Consider the following 16,305-nt stretch of genomic DNA (forward strand, 5'->3'; position numbering starts at 1 on the left):
ATCTCAATCGATAATTTTTGAAAGAAGAGAATCATGGCAAAAGGTAAATTCGAGCGGACCAAGCCGCACGTGAACGTTGGTACGATTGGTCACGTTGACCACGGCAAGACGACGCTGACGGCAGCGATCACGACGGTTCTGACGAAGAAGTTCGGCGGCGAAGCGAAGGCATACGACCAGATCGACGCGGCACCGGAAGAAAAGGCGCGCGGCATCACGATCAACACGGCACACGTCGAGTACGAAACGGCCAACCGCCACTACGCACACGTCGACTGCCCGGGCCACGCTGACTATGTGAAGAACATGATCACGGGCGCAGCGCAGATGGACGGCGCGATCCTGGTTTGCTCGGCAGCTGACGGCCCGATGCCGCAGACGCGTGAGCACATCCTGCTGGCACGCCAGGTTGGCGTTCCGTACATCATCGTGTTCCTGAACAAGTGCGACATGGTGGACGACGCAGAACTGCTCGAGCTGGTCGAGATGGAAGTTCGCGAACTCCTGTCGAAGTACGACTTCCCGGGCGACGACACGCCGATCGTGAAGGGTTCGGCAAAGCTGGCGCTGGAAGGCGACACGGGCGAGCTGGGCGAAGTGGCGATCATGAGCCTGGCCGACGCGCTGGACACGTACATCCCGACGCCGGAGCGTGCAGTTGACGGCGCGTTCCTGATGCCGGTGGAAGACGTGTTCTCGATCTCGGGCCGTGGTACGGTGGTGACGGGTCGTGTCGAGCGCGGCATCGTGAAGGTCGGCGAGGAAATCGAAATCGTCGGTATCAAGCCGACGGTGAAGACGACCTGCACGGGCGTTGAAATGTTCCGCAAGCTGCTGGACCAAGGTCAGGCAGGCGACAACGTTGGTATCCTGCTGCGCGGCACGAAGCGTGAAGACGTGGAGCGTGGCCAGGTTCTGGCGAAGCCGGGTTCGATCACGCCGCACACGCACTTCACGGCTGAAGTGTACGTGCTGAGCAAGGACGAAGGCGGCCGTCACACGCCGTTCTTCAACAACTACCGTCCGCAGTTCTACTTCCGTACGACGGACGTGACGGGCTCGATCGAGCTGCCGAAGGACAAGGAAATGGTGATGCCGGGCGACAACGTGTCGATCACGGTGAAGCTGATCGCTCCGATCGCGATGGAAGAAGGTCTGCGCTTCGCAATCCGCGAAGGCGGCCGTACCGTCGGCGCCGGCGTCGTCGCCAAGATCATCGAGTAACATCGACGATCCGCGGATCCCGACGGGGTCCGCGATTCCCGCGGTATGCAGTTGTACCGTCGAAACCGGGTGTCCAGCTTGCGCTGGCACCCGGTTTTGCTTTTCCGGCGGCGCGTTGCGCGGGCCGAGAAATGCATGCCACGGTTTCGAAATTTCGTGTAGAATCGCGGGCTTAGCAGTGGAAGTACCGTCAGGAACGTGATGTCTCGCTCCCCGCAGGCGTCATGTTTCACGTTCTTTTAGTGTCCGGCGATGCAACATCGCCTCGCTCTTTTCAAGGAATCGTCATGCAGCAACAGAAAATCCGCATTCGCCTGAAGGCATTCGACTATCGTCTGATCGATCAATCGGCTGCCGAGATCGTCGATACCGCGAAGCGGACTGGCGCAATCGTCCGTGGCCCGGTGCCGCTGCCGACGCGCATTCAGCGTTTTGACATCCTGCGTTCGCCGCACGTCAACAAGACGTCGCGCGATCAGCTCGAAATCCGCACCCACCAGCGCCTGATGGACATCGTCGACCCGACGGACAAGACCGTTGACGCGCTGATGAAGCTCGACCTGCCGGCTGGCGTCGACGTGGAAATCAAGCTGCAGTAAGGCTTCCAGCGCCGGTCGGCTCGCCGGGCGGTGCTAAGTCTTTGTATTGCTTGCGGAAATCGGGAAGTCGGGCTATACTGCTTGGCTTTTCGCGTATTCGCGTAAAAAAGTTGGGCCTTGCGTGCCCGGCATTTTGTAAATCAGCCCCGACCAATCGCAGTCGGGAATGGAGAAAATGATGAGCCTTGGACTCGTAGGTCGCAAGGTTGGCATGACCCGTATCTTCACGGCTGAAGGGGATTCGATTCCCGTCACCGTGCTGGACGTGTCGGACAACCGCGTGACGCAGATCAAGACTGTTGAAACCGACGGCTACACGGCCGTGCAGGTTGCATTCGGCTCCCGTCGTGCATCGCGCGTGACGAAGCCGCTGGCAGGTCATCTCGCCAAAGCCGGTGTCGAAGCCGGTGAAATCCTCAAGGAATTCCGCATTGACGCGGCCAAGGCAGCTGAGCTGTCGAATGGCGCCGTGGTCGGTGCAGATCTTTTCGAAGTGGGCCAGAAGGTCGACGTGCAAGGCGTGTCGATCGGTAAGGGCTACGCCGGTACGATCAAGCGTTACAACTTCTCCTCCGGCCGTGCCACGCACGGTAACTCGCGCTCGCACAACGTGCCGGGCTCGATCGGTATGGCGCAGGATCCGGGTCGTGTTTTCCCGGGTAAACGCATGACGGGTCACATGGGTGACGTGACGGTGACGGTGCAGAACCTCGAAATCGCTCGTATCGACGCAGAGCGCAAGCTGCTGCTCGTGAAGGGTGCGATTCCGGGCGCGAAGGGCGGCAAGGTCTTCGTGACGCCGGCCGTCAAGACCAAGGGGGCGAAATAATGGAACTCAAGCTCCTGAACGAAAATGGTCAGGAAGGTGCAGTGGTCAACGCATCGGACGTCGTGTTCGGTCGTGACTACAACGAAGCGCTGATCCACCAGGTCGTCGTCGCTTACCAGGCGAATGCTCGCCAGGGTAACCGCGCACAGAAGGACCGTGAGCAAGTCAAGCACACGACCAAGAAGCCGTGGCGCCAGAAGGGTACGGGCCGCGCTCGTGCCGGTATGTCGTCGAGCCCGTTGTGGCGTGGCGGTGGTCGTATTTTCCCGAATTCGCCGGAAGAAAACTTCTCGCACAAGGTCAACAAGAAGATGCATCGCGCAGGTCTCTGCTCGATCTTCTCGCAGCTGGCCCGTGAAGGCCGTCTGTCGGTCGTCGAGGACATCATCCTCGAAGCGCCGAAGACCAAGCTGCTGGCCGACAAATTCAAGACCATGGGTCTCGACTCCGTGCTGATCATTACGGATACGGTCGACGAGAACCTGTACCTGGCATCGCGCAACCTGCCGCACGTGGCAATTGTCGAGCCGCGCTACGCTGACCCGCTGTCGCTGATCTACTTCAAGAAAGTGCTGGTCACGAAGGCTGCGGTCGCCCAGATCGAGGAGTTGCTGTCATGAGCGAGATTCGCAAGAACGATCATCGTTTGATGCAGGTCCTGCTCGCACCGGTGATCTCGGAAAAGGCGACGCTGGTTGCCGACAAGAACGAGCAAGTCGTGTTCGAAGTCGCACCGGATGCCACGAAGCAGGAAGTGAAGGCGGCTGTCGAGCTGCTGTTCAAGGTTGAAGTTGATTCCGTCAACGTGCTGGTTCAGAAGGGCAAGCAAAAGCGCTTTGGCCGTTCGATGGGCCGCCGCAAGGACGTGAAGAAGGCGTACGTTTGCCTGAAGCCCGGCCAGGAAATCAACTTTGAAGCGGAGGCCAAGTAATCATGGCAATCGTTAAAGTTAAGCCGACATCGCCGGGTCGCCGCGCGATGGTCAAGGTGGTCAACAAGAACCTGCACCAGGGCAAGCCGTTCGCGGCACTGCTCGACACGCAGAGCTCGACCGCCGGCCGTAACAACAACGGTCGTATCACCACGCGTCACAAGGGTGGTGGTCACAAGCAGCACTACCGTATCGTCGATTTCCGTCGCACGAAGGATGGCATCCCGGCAAAGGTCGAGCGTCTCGAGTACGACCCGAACCGTAGCGCGAACATCGCGCTGGTGCTCTACGCAGACGGCGAGCGTCGCTACATCATCGCCCCGAAGGGCCTGACGGTCGGCCAACAGCTGATGTCGGGTTCGGAAGCGCCGATCCGTGCAGGCAACACGCTGCCGATCCGCAACATTCCGGTCGGTACGACGATCCACTGCATCGAGATGCTGCCGGGCAAGGGCGCGCAAATGGCGCGTTCGGCTGGCACGTCGGCCATGCTGCTGGCACGTGAAGGCGTCTACGCGCAGGTTCGTCTGCGTTCGGGCGAAATCCGCCGCGTGCACATCGAGTGCCGTGCAACGATCGGTGAAGTCGGTAACGAAGAGCATAGCCTGCGCCAGATCGGCAAGGCTGGCGCGAACCGCTGGCGCGGTATCCGCCCGACGGTGCGTGGCGTTGCGATGAACCCGGTTGATCACCCGCACGGTGGTGGTGAGGGCAAGACGGCTGCAGGTCGCGATCCGGTGAGCCCGTGGGGTACGCCGGCTAAGGGTTACCGCACCCGCAGCAACAAGCGCACGACGACGATGATCGTCCAGCGCCGTCACAAGCGTTAAGGAGTAGGCAATGGCACGTTCTGTTAAAAAAGGTCCGTTCTGCGACGCCCATTTGCTGAAGAAAGTTGAGGCGGCTGCAGCTTCGCGCGACAAAAAGCCGATCAAGACCTGGTCGCGTCGCTCGACGATTCTGCCGGATTTCATCGGCCTGACGATCGCTGTTCACAACGGCCGTCAACACGTTCCGGTGTACATCTCGGAAAACATGGTCGGCCACAAGCTTGGCGAGTTCGCACTGACCCGTACGTTCAAGGGTCACGCAGCCGACAAGAAGGCCAAGAAATAAGGGGCAATCAAGATGGAAGTGAAAGCAATTCATCGCGGTGCCCGCATCTCGGCGCAGAAAACGCGCCTTGTGGCTGACCAGATCCGCGGTTTGCCGGTCGACAAGGCGCTGAACGTTCTGACGTTCTCGCCGAAGAAGGCGGCTGGCATCGTGAAGAAGGTTGTGCTGTCGGCAATCGCGAATGCGGAGCACAACGAAGGCGCTGATATCGACGAGCTCAAGATCAAGAGCATCTACGTCGACAAGGCTGCATCGCTCAAGCGTTTCACCGCGCGCGCCAAGGGCCGCGGTAACCGCATCGAGAAGCAATCCTGTCACATCACTGTGACGGTCGGGAATTAAGGAGCCATACGATGGGACAGAAAATTCATCCGACTGGCTTCCGCCTGGCTGTCAGCCGCAATTGGGCTTCGCGTTGGTACGCGAACAACAACAATTTCGCGGCGATGCTGCAGGAAGACATCGGTGTTCGTGAATACCTGAAGAAGAAGCTGAAGAACGCTTCGGTCGGTCGGGTCGTCATCGAGCGTCCGGCGAAGAACGCGCGCATCACGATTTACAGCTCGCGTCCGGGTGTGGTCATCGGCAAGAAGGGCGAGGATATCGAGCAGCTGAAGACGGAACTGCAACGCCGCATGGGCGTTCCGGTTCACGTCAACATCGAAGAAATCCGCAAGCCGGAAACCGATGCTCAGCTGATCGCTGATTCGATCACGCAACAGCTCGAGCGCCGGATCATGTTCCGTCGCGCGATGAAGCGTGCGATGCAGAACGCGATGCGTCTGGGTGCTCAAGGCATCAAGATCATGAGCGCGGGCCGTCTGAACGGTATCGAAATCGCTCGTACGGAGTGGTATCGCGAAGGTCGCGTGCCGCTTCACACGCTGCGTGCTGATATCGACTACGCGACTTCGGAAGCGAAGACGACTTACGGGATCATCGGCGTCAAGGTGTGGGTCTACAAGGGCGATACGCTCGGCCGCAACGACGCACCGGTGGTGGAAGAAGTAGCCGAAGACAAGCGTCCGCGTCGCAATGCGCGTCCGGGCGACCGTCGTCCGCGCCGTGATGGCGAAGGCGGCGCTCCGGGTGCTCGCCGTGGCGCACCGCGCCGTGGCGCCGGCAAGCCCGAAGACGGCAAGACTGGAGAATAACGATGCTGCAACCGAAACGCAGAAAGTATCGTAAAGAGCAGAAGGGTCGTAACACCGGCAAGGCGACGCGCGGCAACGCAGTGTCGTTCGGTGACTTCGGCCTGAAGGCTATCGGTCGCGGTCGTCTGACCGCCCGCCAGATTGAAGCGGCACGTCGTGCAATGACGCGTCACATCAAGCGTGGCGGCCGCATCTGGATCCGGATCTTCCCGGACAAGCCGATTTCGCAGAAGCCGGCCGAAGTGCGTATGGGTAACGGTAAGGGTAACCCGGAGTACTACGTCGCCGAGATTCAGCCGGGCAAGATGCTCTATGAAATGGACGGCGTAACCGAAGAACTGGCACGCGAAGCGTTCCGTCTGGCTGCAGCCAAGCTGCCGCTGAAGACGGCATTCATCGTGCGCCAGCTCGGCGCCTAAGGAGAAAACATGAAGGCTTCCGAACTTCTCCAGAAAGACCAGGCCGCGCTCAACAAGGAGCTGGCGGACCTGCTGAAGGCGCAATTCGGCCTGCGCATGCAACTCGCGACCCAGCAGCTCACGAACACGAGCCAGCTGAAGAAGGTTCGTCGCGACATCGCACGTGTGCGGACCGTCATGACTCAGAAGGCGAACCAGAAATGAACGATAGCGTGAAAACCTCGCTGAAGCGGACGCTGGTCGGTCGGGTCGTCAGCAACAAGATGGACAAGACCGTCACCGTGCTGATCGAGCACCGCGTCAAGCACCCGATCTACGGCAAGTATGTCGTGCGCTCGAAGAAGTACCACGCGCATGATGAAGCGAACACCTGCAACGAAGGCGATCTCGTCGAAATCCAGGAAACTCGTCCTGTTTCGAAGACGAAGGCCTGGACGGTGTCGCGCCTCGTCGAAGCAGCTCGCGTCATCTAAGCGGGCAGCGCAGTAGGCAGTAACAGGCACTTCTCCTCGAAGTGCTTGAAATCGCAAAGTTTTTGCTTGCGTGACCAGGATTATTTGTTATAATCCTGGTCTTCCCTCTTTATGGGAGCCCCGTCGCGGGCGAAGTTGGTGGGGGAAGCGGACTGGCGCCTGCCTGTCCGAAAGATTCACCGAATTGCGATGGCGGGTTTCGTTTGCCGTCGCTGCTGTTCCAACCCAAGCAGCCGATTGGCTGACGGGACCAAGACTGACCGAATGCATCATGGTGGTGCATCCGGATTAAGTTGGGAAAGACAAACCATGATCCAGACCGAATCTCGGCTCGAAGTAGCCGACAACACGGGTGCACGTGAAGTCATGTGCATCAAGGTGCTCGGCGGCTCGAAGCGTCGTTATGCCGGCATTGGCGACATCATCAAGGTGACCGTCAAAGAGGCAACGCCGCGCGGGCGCGTGAAGAAAGGCGAAATTTACAACGCCGTGGTGGTCCGCACCGCCAAGGGCGTGCGCCGTCAAGACGGCTCGCTGATCAAGTTCGACGGCAACGCCGCTGTGCTTTTGAATAACAAGCTCGAGCCGATCGGCACCCGTATCTTCGGGCCGGTGACGCGTGAGCTGCGTAGCGAACGATTCATGAAGATCGTTTCGCTGGCGCCGGAAGTGCTGTAAGGAGTCGCGATGAACAAGATTCGCAAAGGTGACGAAGTTATCGTCGTTACTGGCAAGGACAAGGGCAAGCGCGGCGTCGTGCTGGCTGTCGGTGCTGAACATGTGACGGTTGAAGGTATCAACCTCGTCAAGAAGCATGTGAAGCCGAACCCGATGAAGGGTACGACGGGCGGCGTGGAAGCGAAGACGATGCCCCTGCATATTTCGAACGTCGCACTGGTCGACGCGAATGGCAAGGCGTCGCGTGTTGGCATCAAGGTCGAGGAAGGCAAGAAGGTTCGCTTCCTGAAGACGACCGGTGCCGTACTGAGCGCCTGACGCAGCGGAGTAAAAAATGGCTCGTTTTCAAGAGTTTTACAAAGAAAAGGTTGTGCCCGGCCTGATCGAGAAGTTCGGTTACAAGTCGGTCATGGAAGTGCCGCGCATCACCAAGATCACGCTGAACATGGGTCTTGGCGAAGCGATCGCTGACAAGAAGATCATCGAGAACGCCGTTGGCGACCTCACGAAGATCGCCGGCCAGAAGCCGGTCGTCACGAAGGCTCGCAAGGCAATCGCAGGCTTCAAGATCCGCCAGGGTTACCCGATCGGCGCGATGGTGACGCTGCGTGGCCAGGCGATGTACGAATTCCTCGACCGTTTCGTGACGGTTGCCCTGCCCCGCGTGCGAGATTTCCGCGGTGTGTCGGGTCGTGCTTTCGATGGCCGTGGCAACTACAACATCGGTGTGAAAGAGCAGATCATTTTCCCCGAAATCGACTACGACAAGATCGACGCACTGCGTGGGCTGAACATCAGCATCACGACGACTGCGAAGACCGACGACGAAGCAAAGGCTCTGCTCGCCAGCTTCAAGTTCCCGTTCAGAAACTGAGGTTACCGTGGCTAAACTGGCACTGATCGAACGTGAAAAGAAGCGCGCCCGCCTGGTCGCGAAGTTCGCAGCAAAGCGCGAAGCGCTGAAGGCGATCGTCGAAGACCAAAGCAAGTCGGAAGAAGAGCGCTACGAAGCACGCCTTGAGCTGCAGCAACTGCCCCGCAACGCAAACCCGACCCGCCAGCGTAACCGCTGCGCGATCACGGGCCGTCCGCGTGGCACGTTCCGTAAATTCGGCCTCGCGCGTAACAAGATTCGTGAAATCGCATTCCGTGGCGAGATTCCTGGCCTGACCAAGGCGAGCTGGTAATAGGAGAAACGTAAATGAGCATGAGTGATCCTATCGCCGATATGCTGACTCGCATCCGCAACGCGCAGATGGTCGAGAAGGTATCGGTTGCGATGCCCTCGTCGAAGGTCAAGGTTGCAATCGCGCAAGTCCTCAAGGACGAAGGTTATATCGACGATTTCGCCGTGAAGGCGGAAGGTGCGAAGTCCGAACTGAATATCGCGCTGAAGTACTACGCAGGTCGCCCGGTCATCGAACGCCTCGAGCGCGTGTCGAAGCCTGGTCTGCGCGTGTACCGCGGCCGTAACGACATTCCGCAGGTCATGAACGGCCTCGGCGTGGCTATCGTGTCGACGCCGAAGGGCGTGATGACCGACCGCAAGGCGCGCGCTACCGGCGTCGGCGGCGAAGTCATCTGCTACGTCGCTTAAAGCCGAGGAGAGAGAAACATGTCTCGAGTAGGTAAGAGCCCGATCGCGCTGCAAGGCGCGGAAGTCAAGCTGGCCGACGGTGCTATCACCGTCAAGGGCCCGCTGGGCACCATCACGCAAGCGATCAATCCGCTCGTGAACGTGGCGAACAACGACGGCACGCTGAATCTGTCGCCGGTCGACGAAAGCCGCGAAGCAAATGCACTGTCGGGCACGATGCGCGCGATCATCGCGAATGCCGTGCACGGCGTGACCAAGGGTTTCGAGCGCAAGCTGACGCTGGTTGGCGTCGGTTACCGTGCGCAAGCGCAAGGCGACAAGCTGAATCTGTCGCTGGGTTTCTCGCACCCGGTGGTGCACCAGATGCCGGAAGGCGTCAAGGCTGAAACCCCGACGCAAACCGAAATCGTGATCAAGGGGATCAACAAGCAACAAGTCGGTCAAGTGGCTGCGGAAGTCCGCGGTTACCGTCCGCCGGAGCCCTACAAGGGCAAGGGCGTGCGCTATGCCGACGAGGTTGTGATCCTCAAAGAAACGAAGAAGAAGTAAGGGTGCGCAATCATGGATAAGACTCAATCTCGCCTGCGCCGCGCTCGCCAGACGCGTATCAAGATCGCTGAGCTGCAGGTCGCGCGTCTCGCCGTGCATCGCACGAACACGCACATCTACGCTCAAGTGTTCTCGCCGTGCGGCACCAAGGTGCTCGCCAGCGCGTCGACGCTCGAGGCAGAAGTGCGCGCAGAACTGGCCGACAAGTCGGGCAAGGGCGGCAACGTCAATGCCGCGACGCTGATCGGCAAGCGTATTGCCGAAAAGGCAAAGGCTGCCGGCATCGAATCCGTCGCCTTCGACCGCTCGGGCTTCCGCTACCACGGCCGCGTCAAGGCGCTGGCTGAGGCAGCTCGCGAAGCTGGGCTCAAGTTCTAAGGAAGGAATTCGTCATGGCAAAGATGCAAGCGAAAGTTCAGGCTGACGAGCGCGACGACGGCCTTCGTGAAAAGATGATTTCGGTCAATCGCGTGACCAAGGTCGTGAAGGGTGGCCGTATTCTCGGCTTCGCCGCACTGACCGTGGTTGGCGACGGTGATGGCCGCATCGGTATGGGCAAGGGCAAGGCGAAGGAAGTGCCGGTCGCTGTCCAGAAGGCAATGGAACAAGCTCGCCGCAACATGTTCAAGGTGCCGCTCAAGAACGGCACGCTGCAACACGAAGTGCACGGCAAGCACGGCGCATCCGCTGTCCTCCTCGCTCCGGCGAAGGCAGGTACGGGCGTGATCGCCGGCGGCCCGATGCGCGCAGTGTTCGACGTGATGGGCGTTCAGAACGTCGTGGCGAAGAGCCACGGTTCGACGAACCCGTACAACCTCGTTCGCGCCACGCTGGACGGCCTGCGCAAGCAGTCCACCCCGGCAGACATCGCGGCGAAGCGCGGCAAGTCCGTCGAAGATATTTTGGGCTAAGCCCGGGTGGTCACCATGTCTGAAAAAACTGTCAAGGTTCAGCTCGTTAAGAGCCTGATCGGGACCCGCGAATCGCACCGCGCGACCGTGCGTGGCCTGGGCCTGCGCCGACTCAACTCGGTCAGCGAGCTCCAGGACACGCCGGCGGTCCGCGGCATGATCAACAAGGTCTCGTACCTCGTTAAGGTCATCGCGTAAGCGGCCCTACGGATCAAGGAGTTGATATGGAATTGAATAACCTGAAGCCGGCCGCTGGCGCCAAGCACGCCAAGCGTCGCGTCGGTCGTGGCATCGGTTCGGGCCTCGGCAAGACGGCTGGCCGTGGTCACAAAGGTCAGAAATCGCGTTCGGGCGGCTTCCACAAAGTCGGTTTCGAAGGCGGTCAGATGCCGCTGCAACGTCGTCTGCCGAAGCGCGGCTTCACGTCGCTGACGAAGGAATTCGTCGGTGAAGTGCGCCTGGGCGACCTCGAGAAGCTGCCGGTCGACGAGATCGATCTGCTCGCACTGAAGCAAGCCGGCCTGGTCGGCGAGCTGACGAAGAGCGCAAAGATCATCGCGACGGGCGAACTGAAGCGCAAGATCGTCGTGAAGGGTCTCGGTGCCACCAAGGGTGCGCGCGCTGCGATCGAAGCGGCTGGCGGTTCGTTCGCCGAGTGACACGCGTAGCGCGTCGTCACTTGCATTCATCGGAGAAGGTACTTGGCTAACAGCCCGAGTCTTGCAAAACCCGGTCGAAGCACGGCGAAATTCGGCGATCTGCGTCGGCGAGCGATGTTCCTGCTCCTGGCGCTGATCGTCTATCGCATCGGCGCGCACATTCCCGTGCCGGGCATCGATCCGGATCAACTGGCTAAGCTGTTCCAGAGCCAGGCGGGCGGCATCCTGGGCATGTTCAACATGTTCTCGGGTGGCGCGCTTTCCCGCTTCACGATCTTTGCGCTGGGGATCATGCCGTACATCTCGGCGTCGATCATCATGCAGTTGCTGGCGATCGTATCGCCGCAACTCGAGGCGCTGAAGAAGGAAGGGCAGGCAGGGCAACGGAAGATCACGCAGTACACGCGGTATTTCACCGTGGTGCTCGCGACCTTCCAGGCGTTCGGTATCGCGGCTGCGCTGGAAAACCAGCCGGGCCTCGTCACCGATCCCGGCATGCTGTTCCGTCTGACGACGGTCGTGACGCTGGTTACCGGTACGATGTTCCTGATGTGGCTCGGCGAGCAGATTACCGAGCGTGGTCTGGGCAACGGTATCTCGATCATCATCTTCGGCGGGATCGCAGCAGGGTTCCCGAATGCCGTGGGTGGGTTGTTCGAGCTGGTGCGTACGGGTTCGATGAGCATCATTTCGGCGATCATCATCGTCGTCCTGATTGCCGCGGTGACTTACCTGGTCGTGTTCATCGAACGCGGCCAGCGCAAGATCCTCGTGAACTACGCGAAGCGCCAGGTCGGCAACAAGATCTACGGTGGGCAGTCGTCGCATCTGCCGCTGAAGTTGAACATGTCGGGCGTGATTCCGCCGATCTTTGCATCGTCGATCATTCTGTTCCCGGCAACGATTCTCGGCTGGTTCAGTACCGGTCAGCCGACGGGAAGCTGGATTTCCAATACGTTGCATAACGTAGCGGAAGCGCTGAAGCCGGGCCAGCCGGTCTATGTGCTGCTGTACACGCTGGCGATCGTGTTTTTCTGCTTCTTCTACACCGCACTGGTGTTCAACAGCAGGGAAACCGCGGACAACCTGAAGAAGAGCGGCGCGTTTGTTCCGGGCATCCGTCCGGGCGATCAGACCGCACGATATATCGACCGCATCCTCACGCGTCTGACGCTGGCCGGTGCGATCTACATCGTCTTCGTGTGTCTGCTGCCGGAATTTCTGGTGCTGCGCTGGAACGTGCCGTTTTATTTTGGTGGAACGTCGCTGCTGATCATTGTCGTCGTCACGATGGACTTTATGGCGCAGGTGCAGTCGTACGTTATGTCGCAACAGTATGAGTCTCTGCTCAAGAAGGCGAACTTCAAGGGCGGCAACATCCCGATGCGTTAAGGACTATGGCCAAAGACGATGTAATCCAGATGCAGGGAGAGGTGATTGAAAACCTCCCGAATGCGACCTTCCGTGTGAAGCTGGAAAACGGCCATGTCGTGTTGGGGCATATTTCCGGAAAGATGCGGATGCACTACATCCGCATCCTGCCGGGCGACAAGGTGACGGTTGAGTTGACGCCTTACGATCTGTCTCGTGCGCGGATCGTGTTCCGGGCGAAGTGATTTGAAAAAAGGGTATTATCATGAAAGTGATGGCATCGGTTAAGCGCATTTGCCGCAATTGCAAGATCATCAAGCGCAAAGGCGTCGTTCGCGTGATCTGCAGCTCGGATCCGCGCCACAAGCAGCGCCAAGGCTGACCGCGCGTTTGTTTGCGCTTTTTGTTTGAGGAAAAACAATGGCTCGTATCGCAGGGGTTAACATCCCGAATCACCAGCACACCGAGATTGGCCTGACGGCTATCTTTGGTGTCGGCCGCACCCGTTCGCGCAGCATCTGCGTGGCAGCTGGCGTCGATTTTTCGAAGAAGGTCAAGGATCTGACCGACGCAGACCTGGAAAAGCTGCGTGAAGAAGTGGGCAAGTTTGTCGTCGAAGGCGATCTGCGCCGTGAAGTGACGATGAACATCAAGCGCCTGATGGACCTCGGTTGCTACCGTGGCGTCCGTCATCGCAAGGGCCTGCCGATGCGCGGTCAGCGTACGCGTACGAACGCACGTACCCGTAAGGGTCCGCGTCGTGCAGCGCAAGCGCTGAAGAAGTAAGCGGAACTGACAGTTACAGGAAAACGTAATGGCTAAGGCTTCGAATACCGCGGCGCAACGCGTTCGCAAAAAGGTTAAGAAGAACGTCGCTGAAGGCGTGGTTCACGTTCACGCGTCGTTCAACAACACGATCATCACGATCACCGATCGCCAAGGCAACGCGCTGGCATGGGCGACGTCGGGCGGTCAGGGCTTCAAGGGCTCGCGCAAATCGACGCCGTTCGCTGCTCAGGTCGCAGCCGAGTCGGCTGGCCGCGTCGCGATGGAATACGGTGTGAAGAATCTGGAAGTGCGGATCAAGGGCCCGGGCCCGGGTCGTGAGTCGGCAGTGCGCGCACTGCACGGCCTCGGCATCAAGATCACCGCGATTTCGGACGTCACCCCGATTCCGCACAACGGCTGCCGCCCGCCGAAGCGTCGTCGTATCTAAGGATGTGCTGGCACGTTCGTGCTAGCGCATTGCCTGTCGCCGCTCAGCGTCGACGGGCGTTGCTTTTTTGATTGACTAAGCCCACCGTTCGCCCCAAAGGGAGCGGACTAGCGCGGATTTCGATCCGCGTGACTGATTGATAAAGGAATGCAAAGTGGCACGTTATATCGGCCCCAAAGCCAAGCTGTCCCGCCGTGAAGGCACCGACCTGTTCCTGAAGAGCGCACGCCGCTCGCTCGCCGACAAGTGCAAGCTCGACAGCAAGCCGGGTCAGCACGGCCGTACCTCGGGCGCACGTACGTCCGACTACGGTACGCAGCTGCGTGAAAAGCAGAAGGTCAAGCGCATCTACGGCGTGCTGGAGCGTCAGTTCCGCCGCTACTTCGCCGAAGCCGATCGCCGCAAGGGCAACACGGGTGAAAACCTGCTGCAACTGCTCGAGTCGCGCCTCGACAACGTCGTGTATCGCATGGGCTTCGGCTCGACCCGCGCTGAAGCGCGTCAGCTGGTGAGCCACAAGTCGATCACCGTGAACGGCGTCGTCGCAAACGTCCCGTCGCAGCAAGTGAAGGCAGGTGACGTCGTCGCGATCCGCGAAAAGGCGAAGAAGCAAGCGCGTATCGTCGAAGCGCTGTCGCTGGCCGAGCAAGGCGGCATGCCGAGCTGGGTTGCAGTCGATGCGAAGAAGTTCGAAGGCACGTTCAAGCAAATGCCGGAACGCGTCGAGATCGCAGGCGACATCAACGAAAGCCTGATCGTCGAATTGTATTCGCGTTAATCCGATTGACGGCCGAGGTACCCCGATTGCGTTGCGCAAGGAGGGGCCTCGGCTGTTTATTTTCTGGTTGTTACCGGTCAGCCTTATCGGTGTAACGAGCCGAGGGTATTGAAAAGGAAAGCCCATGCAAACCAGTTTGCTGAAACCCAAGATCATCGCCGTGGAATCGCTGGGCGAGAACCACGCGAGGGTGGTCATGGAACCGTTCGAACGCGGTTACGGCCATACCTTGGGCAATGCGCTTCGCCGCGTGCTGCTGTCGTCGATGGTTGGCTACGCGCCGACCGAAGTCACGATCGCAGGCGTGGTGCACGAGTACTCGACGCTGGATGGCGTGCAGGAAGACGTCGTCAACCTGCTGCTGAACCTGAAGGGCGTGGTGTTCAAGCTGCATAACCGTGACGAAGTGACAGTTACGCTGCGCAAGGAAGGTGAAGGCGTTGTCACGGCCGGCGATATCGAGCTGGCCCACGATTGCGAAGTCATCAACCCGAATCACGTGATTGCGCACCTGTCGAAGGGCGGCAAGCTCGACGTTCAGATCAAGATCGAAAAGGGTCGCGGCTATGTGCCCGGCAACGTCCGTCGCTACGGCGAAGACACGGCCAAGATCATCGGCCGCATCGTCCTCGACGCATCGTTCTCGCCGGTTCGCCGCGTGAGCTACGCTGTCGAAAGCGCACGTGTCGAGCAGCGTACCGACCTCGACAAGCTCGTGATGAACATCGAGACGAGCGGTGTGATCACGCCGGAAGAAGCGATCCGTCAATCGGCCCGCATCCTGGTCGACCAGCTGTCCGTGTTCGCGGCGCTGGAAGGCACGGAAACGGCAGCCGAAGCGCCGTCGCGTGCTCCGCAGATCGACCCGATCCTGCTGCGTCCGGTGGACGATCTCGAACTGACGGTTCGCTCGGCGAACTGCCTGAAGGCCGAGAACATCTACTACATCGGCGACCTGATCCAGCGCACGGAAAACGAGCTGCTGAAGACGCCGAACCTCGGTCGCAAGTCGCTCAACGAGATCAAGGAAGTGCTCGCTTCGCGCGGTCTCACGCTGGGCATGAAGCTCGAGAACTGGCCGCCGGCTGGTCTCGACAAGTAAGCCTGGTTGTTGCTGTAGTTGGCAAAGATGCGGATTTTCCTTTAAAATCCGCATCTTGCTTTTTTCGCTACCGGCCCGTGCACCCTCGAGGTGCGATAGAAGAGCTGGATCAAAACTTTGAATCAAGGAAACTGAAATGCGCCATCGTCATGGTCTGCGGAAACTGAACCGCACGAGCAGCCACCGTCTGGCTATGCTCCGTAACATGTCCAACTCGCTGATCGAGCACGAAGTCATCAAGACGACGCTGCCGAAGGCGAAGGAACTCCGTAAAGTCGTCGAGCCGCTGATCACGCTCGGCAAGAAGCCGTCGCTGGCAAACCGTCGCCTGGCATTCAACCGCCTGCGCGATCGTGACTCGGTCGCGAAGCTGTTCGACGTCCTCGGTCCGCGTTTCGCGAACCGTCCGGGCGGCTACCTGCGCGTGCTGAAGTTCGGCTTCCGCGTGGGCGACAACGCACCGATGGCACTGGTCGAACTGCTCGACCGTCCGGAAGTCGACGAAACGGAAAACGTGCAAGAAGCCGAGTAAGCTTCCGGTACGCTGCAGTATCTGAAAAGGGCCGAGCGATTGCTTGGCCCTTTTTGTTTTTGAGATGCCGGCTGCGATCGATTGTCGCAGGACGGCGCCGGCAGCATTGCGCGGGCTGCGCTACGATACGGGCAGCCGGTGTGATCCGAGGATAGGCAATCCGCGCC

At 59.7% G+C, this 16,305-nt stretch carries 30 protein-coding genes; all 30 read left to right on the forward strand.

Annotated features, from left to right (window positions below; all coding sequences use genetic code 11):
* Positions 1-33: 33 nt before the first annotated feature.
* The 30 genes from tuf to rplQ all read left to right on the forward strand — a co-directional run bounded on the left by tuf (position 34) and on the right by rplQ (position 16,138).
* Entirely contained in the window at positions 34-1,224 is a 1,191-nt protein-coding gene (tuf, locus tag AC5LXX_RS01440) for an elongation factor Tu (protein ID WP_011350666.1), read from the forward strand.
* 287 nt (positions 1,225-1,511) lie between these two features.
* Positions 1,512-1,823 (forward strand): 30S ribosomal protein S10, encoded by a 312-nt coding sequence (rpsJ, locus tag AC5LXX_RS01445; protein WP_004199280.1) that lies wholly within the window; start codon positions 1,512-1,514, stop codon positions 1,821-1,823.
* 178 nt (positions 1,824-2,001) lie between these two features.
* Positions 2,002-2,652, forward strand: coding sequence for a 50S ribosomal protein L3 (rplC, locus tag AC5LXX_RS01450; RefSeq protein WP_006482922.1), 651 nt, complete (start codon positions 2,002-2,004; stop codon positions 2,650-2,652).
* Positions 2,652-3,272, forward strand: coding sequence for a 50S ribosomal protein L4 (rplD, locus tag AC5LXX_RS01455; RefSeq protein ID WP_006477192.1), 621 nt, complete (start codon positions 2,652-2,654; stop codon positions 3,270-3,272). The genes rplC and rplD overlap by 1 nt, the downstream gene beginning before the upstream one ends.
* Positions 3,269-3,583: a 50S ribosomal protein L23 gene (gene rplW / locus AC5LXX_RS01460; RefSeq protein ID WP_004199275.1), complete on the forward strand. Its 315-nt coding sequence runs from the start codon at positions 3,269-3,271 to the stop codon at positions 3,581-3,583. Before rplD ends, rplW begins: the two co-directional genes overlap by 4 nt.
* Before the next feature lie 2 nt (positions 3,584-3,585).
* Entirely contained in the window at positions 3,586-4,413 is an 828-nt protein-coding gene (gene rplB, locus AC5LXX_RS01465; protein ID WP_124456899.1) for a 50S ribosomal protein L2, read from the forward strand.
* Positions 4,414-4,423: 10 nt separating this feature from the next.
* Positions 4,424-4,699, forward strand: coding sequence for a 30S ribosomal protein S19 (gene rpsS / locus AC5LXX_RS01470; RefSeq protein WP_004199273.1), 276 nt, complete (start codon positions 4,424-4,426; stop codon positions 4,697-4,699).
* 12 nt (positions 4,700-4,711) lie between these two features.
* A complete protein-coding gene (gene rplV, locus AC5LXX_RS01475; RefSeq protein ID WP_004199272.1) occupies positions 4,712-5,041 on the forward strand; it encodes a 50S ribosomal protein L22 in 330 nt (109 codons plus the stop codon).
* An 11-nt stretch (positions 5,042-5,052) separates the two neighbouring features.
* Positions 5,053-5,853, forward strand: coding sequence for a 30S ribosomal protein S3 (rpsC, locus tag AC5LXX_RS01480; protein ID WP_006482899.1), 801 nt, complete (start codon positions 5,053-5,055; stop codon positions 5,851-5,853).
* A 2-nt stretch (positions 5,854-5,855) separates the two neighbouring features.
* Positions 5,856-6,272, forward strand: a complete 417-nt coding sequence (rplP, locus tag AC5LXX_RS01485) for a 50S ribosomal protein L16 (protein ID WP_006752927.1) — start codon at positions 5,856-5,858, stop codon at positions 6,270-6,272.
* A gap of 9 nt (positions 6,273-6,281) precedes the next feature.
* Entirely contained in the window at positions 6,282-6,476 is a 195-nt protein-coding gene (rpmC, locus tag AC5LXX_RS01490) for a 50S ribosomal protein L29 (protein ID WP_006400652.1), read from the forward strand.
* The gene (gene rpsQ, locus AC5LXX_RS01495; RefSeq protein ID WP_006752928.1) at positions 6,473-6,745 is read left to right on the forward strand and encodes a 30S ribosomal protein S17; all 273 of its coding nucleotides are present in this window, start codon (positions 6,473-6,475) and stop codon (positions 6,743-6,745) included. Before rpmC ends, rpsQ begins: the two co-directional genes overlap by 4 nt.
* A 309-nt stretch (positions 6,746-7,054) precedes the next feature.
* Entirely contained in the window at positions 7,055-7,423 is a 369-nt protein-coding gene (rplN, locus tag AC5LXX_RS01500; protein ID WP_006752929.1) for a 50S ribosomal protein L14, read from the forward strand.
* A gap of 9 nt (positions 7,424-7,432) precedes the next feature.
* Complete coding sequence (gene rplX, locus AC5LXX_RS01505) at positions 7,433-7,741, forward strand: 50S ribosomal protein L24 (protein WP_006477187.1); 309 nt, start codon at positions 7,433-7,435, stop codon at positions 7,739-7,741.
* 16 nt (positions 7,742-7,757) lie between these two features.
* On the forward strand, positions 7,758-8,297 hold the full coding sequence (rplE, locus tag AC5LXX_RS01510; RefSeq protein WP_006477186.1) for a 50S ribosomal protein L5: 540 nt from the start codon (positions 7,758-7,760) through the stop codon (positions 8,295-8,297).
* A 7-nt stretch (positions 8,298-8,304) separates the two neighbouring features.
* On the forward strand, positions 8,305-8,610 hold the full coding sequence (gene rpsN / locus AC5LXX_RS01515) for a 30S ribosomal protein S14 (RefSeq protein ID WP_006482884.1): 306 nt from the start codon (positions 8,305-8,307) through the stop codon (positions 8,608-8,610).
* A 14-nt stretch (positions 8,611-8,624) separates the two neighbouring features.
* Positions 8,625-9,020 carry a 30S ribosomal protein S8 gene (gene rpsH / locus AC5LXX_RS01520; protein ID WP_006477185.1) on the forward strand — a complete coding sequence of 132 codons (396 nt, stop codon included), beginning with the start codon at positions 8,625-8,627 and terminating at the stop codon, positions 9,018-9,020.
* Positions 9,021-9,038: 18 nt separating this feature from the next.
* Positions 9,039-9,569 (forward strand): 50S ribosomal protein L6, encoded by a 531-nt coding sequence (gene rplF, locus AC5LXX_RS01525; protein WP_006477184.1) that lies wholly within the window; start codon positions 9,039-9,041, stop codon positions 9,567-9,569.
* 12 nt (positions 9,570-9,581) lie between these two features.
* The gene (rplR, locus tag AC5LXX_RS01530) at positions 9,582-9,947 is read left to right on the forward strand and encodes a 50S ribosomal protein L18 (protein ID WP_006477183.1); all 366 of its coding nucleotides are present in this window, start codon (positions 9,582-9,584) and stop codon (positions 9,945-9,947) included.
* Between the two features lie 14 nt (positions 9,948-9,961).
* The gene (gene rpsE, locus AC5LXX_RS01535) at positions 9,962-10,480 is read left to right on the forward strand and encodes a 30S ribosomal protein S5 (protein ID WP_006752931.1); all 519 of its coding nucleotides are present in this window, start codon (positions 9,962-9,964) and stop codon (positions 10,478-10,480) included.
* Positions 10,481-10,495: 15 nt separating this feature from the next.
* Complete coding sequence (rpmD, locus tag AC5LXX_RS01540; RefSeq protein WP_006400644.1) at positions 10,496-10,678, forward strand: 50S ribosomal protein L30; 183 nt, start codon at positions 10,496-10,498, stop codon at positions 10,676-10,678.
* Positions 10,679-10,704: 26 nt separating this feature from the next.
* On the forward strand, positions 10,705-11,139 hold the full coding sequence (gene rplO / locus AC5LXX_RS01545; protein ID WP_006482880.1) for a 50S ribosomal protein L15: 435 nt from the start codon (positions 10,705-10,707) through the stop codon (positions 11,137-11,139).
* A gap of 42 nt (positions 11,140-11,181) precedes the next feature.
* Entirely contained in the window at positions 11,182-12,531 is a 1,350-nt protein-coding gene (secY, locus tag AC5LXX_RS01550) for a preprotein translocase subunit SecY (protein WP_006482915.1), read from the forward strand.
* Positions 12,532-12,536: 5 nt separating this feature from the next.
* Positions 12,537-12,755 (forward strand): translation initiation factor IF-1, encoded by a 219-nt coding sequence (infA, locus tag AC5LXX_RS01555; RefSeq protein ID WP_004521905.1) that lies wholly within the window; start codon positions 12,537-12,539, stop codon positions 12,753-12,755.
* Positions 12,756-12,775: 20 nt separating this feature from the next.
* Positions 12,776-12,892: a 50S ribosomal protein L36 gene (gene rpmJ / locus AC5LXX_RS01560; protein WP_004199844.1), complete on the forward strand. Its 117-nt coding sequence runs from the start codon at positions 12,776-12,778 to the stop codon at positions 12,890-12,892.
* A gap of 38 nt (positions 12,893-12,930) precedes the next feature.
* Positions 12,931-13,296 carry a 30S ribosomal protein S13 gene (gene rpsM / locus AC5LXX_RS01565; protein ID WP_006477178.1) on the forward strand — a complete coding sequence of 122 codons (366 nt, stop codon included), beginning with the start codon at positions 12,931-12,933 and terminating at the stop codon, positions 13,294-13,296.
* A 28-nt stretch (positions 13,297-13,324) separates the two neighbouring features.
* Complete coding sequence (gene rpsK, locus AC5LXX_RS01570) at positions 13,325-13,726, forward strand: 30S ribosomal protein S11 (RefSeq protein WP_004197937.1); 402 nt, start codon at positions 13,325-13,327, stop codon at positions 13,724-13,726.
* 154 nt (positions 13,727-13,880) lie between these two features.
* Positions 13,881-14,504, forward strand: coding sequence for a 30S ribosomal protein S4 (gene rpsD, locus AC5LXX_RS01575; protein ID WP_047899585.1), 624 nt, complete (start codon positions 13,881-13,883; stop codon positions 14,502-14,504).
* A gap of 124 nt (positions 14,505-14,628) precedes the next feature.
* Positions 14,629-15,606, forward strand: a complete 978-nt coding sequence (locus tag AC5LXX_RS01580) for a DNA-directed RNA polymerase subunit alpha (protein WP_006477176.1) — start codon at positions 14,629-14,631, stop codon at positions 15,604-15,606.
* Between the two features lie 136 nt (positions 15,607-15,742).
* Positions 15,743-16,138 carry a 50S ribosomal protein L17 gene (gene rplQ / locus AC5LXX_RS01585; RefSeq protein ID WP_006477175.1) on the forward strand — a complete coding sequence of 132 codons (396 nt, stop codon included), beginning with the start codon at positions 15,743-15,745 and terminating at the stop codon, positions 16,136-16,138.
* Positions 16,139-16,305 lie beyond the last annotated feature (167 nt).

It is taken from the genome of Burkholderia torrens (genome assembly GCF_984668525.1).

Bases quoted from the DNA above. Each gene is read 5' to 3' on its own strand.
- tuf (WP_011350666.1), top strand. From the start codon at position 34: ATGGCAAAAGGTAAATTCGAGCGGACCAAGCCGCACGTGAACGTTGGT.
- rpsJ (WP_004199280.1), top strand. From the start codon at position 1,512: ATGCAGCAACAGAAAATCCGCATTCGCCTGAAGGCATTCGACTATCGT.
- rplC (WP_006482922.1), top strand. From the start codon at position 2,002: ATGAGCCTTGGACTCGTAGGTCGCAAGGTTGGCATGACCCGTATCTTC.
- rplD (WP_006477192.1), top strand. From the start codon at position 2,652: ATGGAACTCAAGCTCCTGAACGAAAATGGTCAGGAAGGTGCAGTGGTC.
- rplW (WP_004199275.1), top strand. From the start codon at position 3,269: ATGAGCGAGATTCGCAAGAACGATCATCGTTTGATGCAGGTCCTGCTC.
- rplB (WP_124456899.1), top strand. From the start codon at position 3,586: ATGGCAATCGTTAAAGTTAAGCCGACATCGCCGGGTCGCCGCGCGATG.
- rpsS (WP_004199273.1), top strand. From the start codon at position 4,424: ATGGCACGTTCTGTTAAAAAAGGTCCGTTCTGCGACGCCCATTTGCTG.
- rplV (WP_004199272.1), top strand. From the start codon at position 4,712: ATGGAAGTGAAAGCAATTCATCGCGGTGCCCGCATCTCGGCGCAGAAA.
- rpsC (WP_006482899.1), top strand. From the start codon at position 5,053: ATGGGACAGAAAATTCATCCGACTGGCTTCCGCCTGGCTGTCAGCCGC.
- rplP (WP_006752927.1), top strand. From the start codon at position 5,856: ATGCTGCAACCGAAACGCAGAAAGTATCGTAAAGAGCAGAAGGGTCGT.
- rpmC (WP_006400652.1), top strand. From the start codon at position 6,282: ATGAAGGCTTCCGAACTTCTCCAGAAAGACCAGGCCGCGCTCAACAAG.
- rpsQ (WP_006752928.1), top strand. From the start codon at position 6,473: ATGAACGATAGCGTGAAAACCTCGCTGAAGCGGACGCTGGTCGGTCGG.
- rplN (WP_006752929.1), top strand. From the start codon at position 7,055: ATGATCCAGACCGAATCTCGGCTCGAAGTAGCCGACAACACGGGTGCA.
- rplX (WP_006477187.1), top strand. From the start codon at position 7,433: ATGAACAAGATTCGCAAAGGTGACGAAGTTATCGTCGTTACTGGCAAG.
- rplE (WP_006477186.1), top strand. From the start codon at position 7,758: ATGGCTCGTTTTCAAGAGTTTTACAAAGAAAAGGTTGTGCCCGGCCTG.
- rpsH (WP_006477185.1), top strand. From the start codon at position 8,625: ATGAGCATGAGTGATCCTATCGCCGATATGCTGACTCGCATCCGCAAC.
- rplF (WP_006477184.1), top strand. From the start codon at position 9,039: ATGTCTCGAGTAGGTAAGAGCCCGATCGCGCTGCAAGGCGCGGAAGTC.
- rplR (WP_006477183.1), top strand. From the start codon at position 9,582: ATGGATAAGACTCAATCTCGCCTGCGCCGCGCTCGCCAGACGCGTATC.
- rpsE (WP_006752931.1), top strand. From the start codon at position 9,962: ATGGCAAAGATGCAAGCGAAAGTTCAGGCTGACGAGCGCGACGACGGC.
- rpmD (WP_006400644.1), top strand. From the start codon at position 10,496: ATGTCTGAAAAAACTGTCAAGGTTCAGCTCGTTAAGAGCCTGATCGGG.
- rplO (WP_006482880.1), top strand. From the start codon at position 10,705: ATGGAATTGAATAACCTGAAGCCGGCCGCTGGCGCCAAGCACGCCAAG.
- infA (WP_004521905.1), top strand. From the start codon at position 12,537: ATGGCCAAAGACGATGTAATCCAGATGCAGGGAGAGGTGATTGAAAAC.
- rpmJ (WP_004199844.1), top strand. From the start codon at position 12,776: ATGAAAGTGATGGCATCGGTTAAGCGCATTTGCCGCAATTGCAAGATC.
- rpsM (WP_006477178.1), top strand. From the start codon at position 12,931: ATGGCTCGTATCGCAGGGGTTAACATCCCGAATCACCAGCACACCGAG.
- rpsK (WP_004197937.1), top strand. From the start codon at position 13,325: ATGGCTAAGGCTTCGAATACCGCGGCGCAACGCGTTCGCAAAAAGGTT.
- AC5LXX_RS01580 (WP_006477176.1), top strand. From the start codon at position 14,629: ATGCAAACCAGTTTGCTGAAACCCAAGATCATCGCCGTGGAATCGCTG.
- rplQ (WP_006477175.1), top strand. From the start codon at position 15,743: ATGCGCCATCGTCATGGTCTGCGGAAACTGAACCGCACGAGCAGCCAC.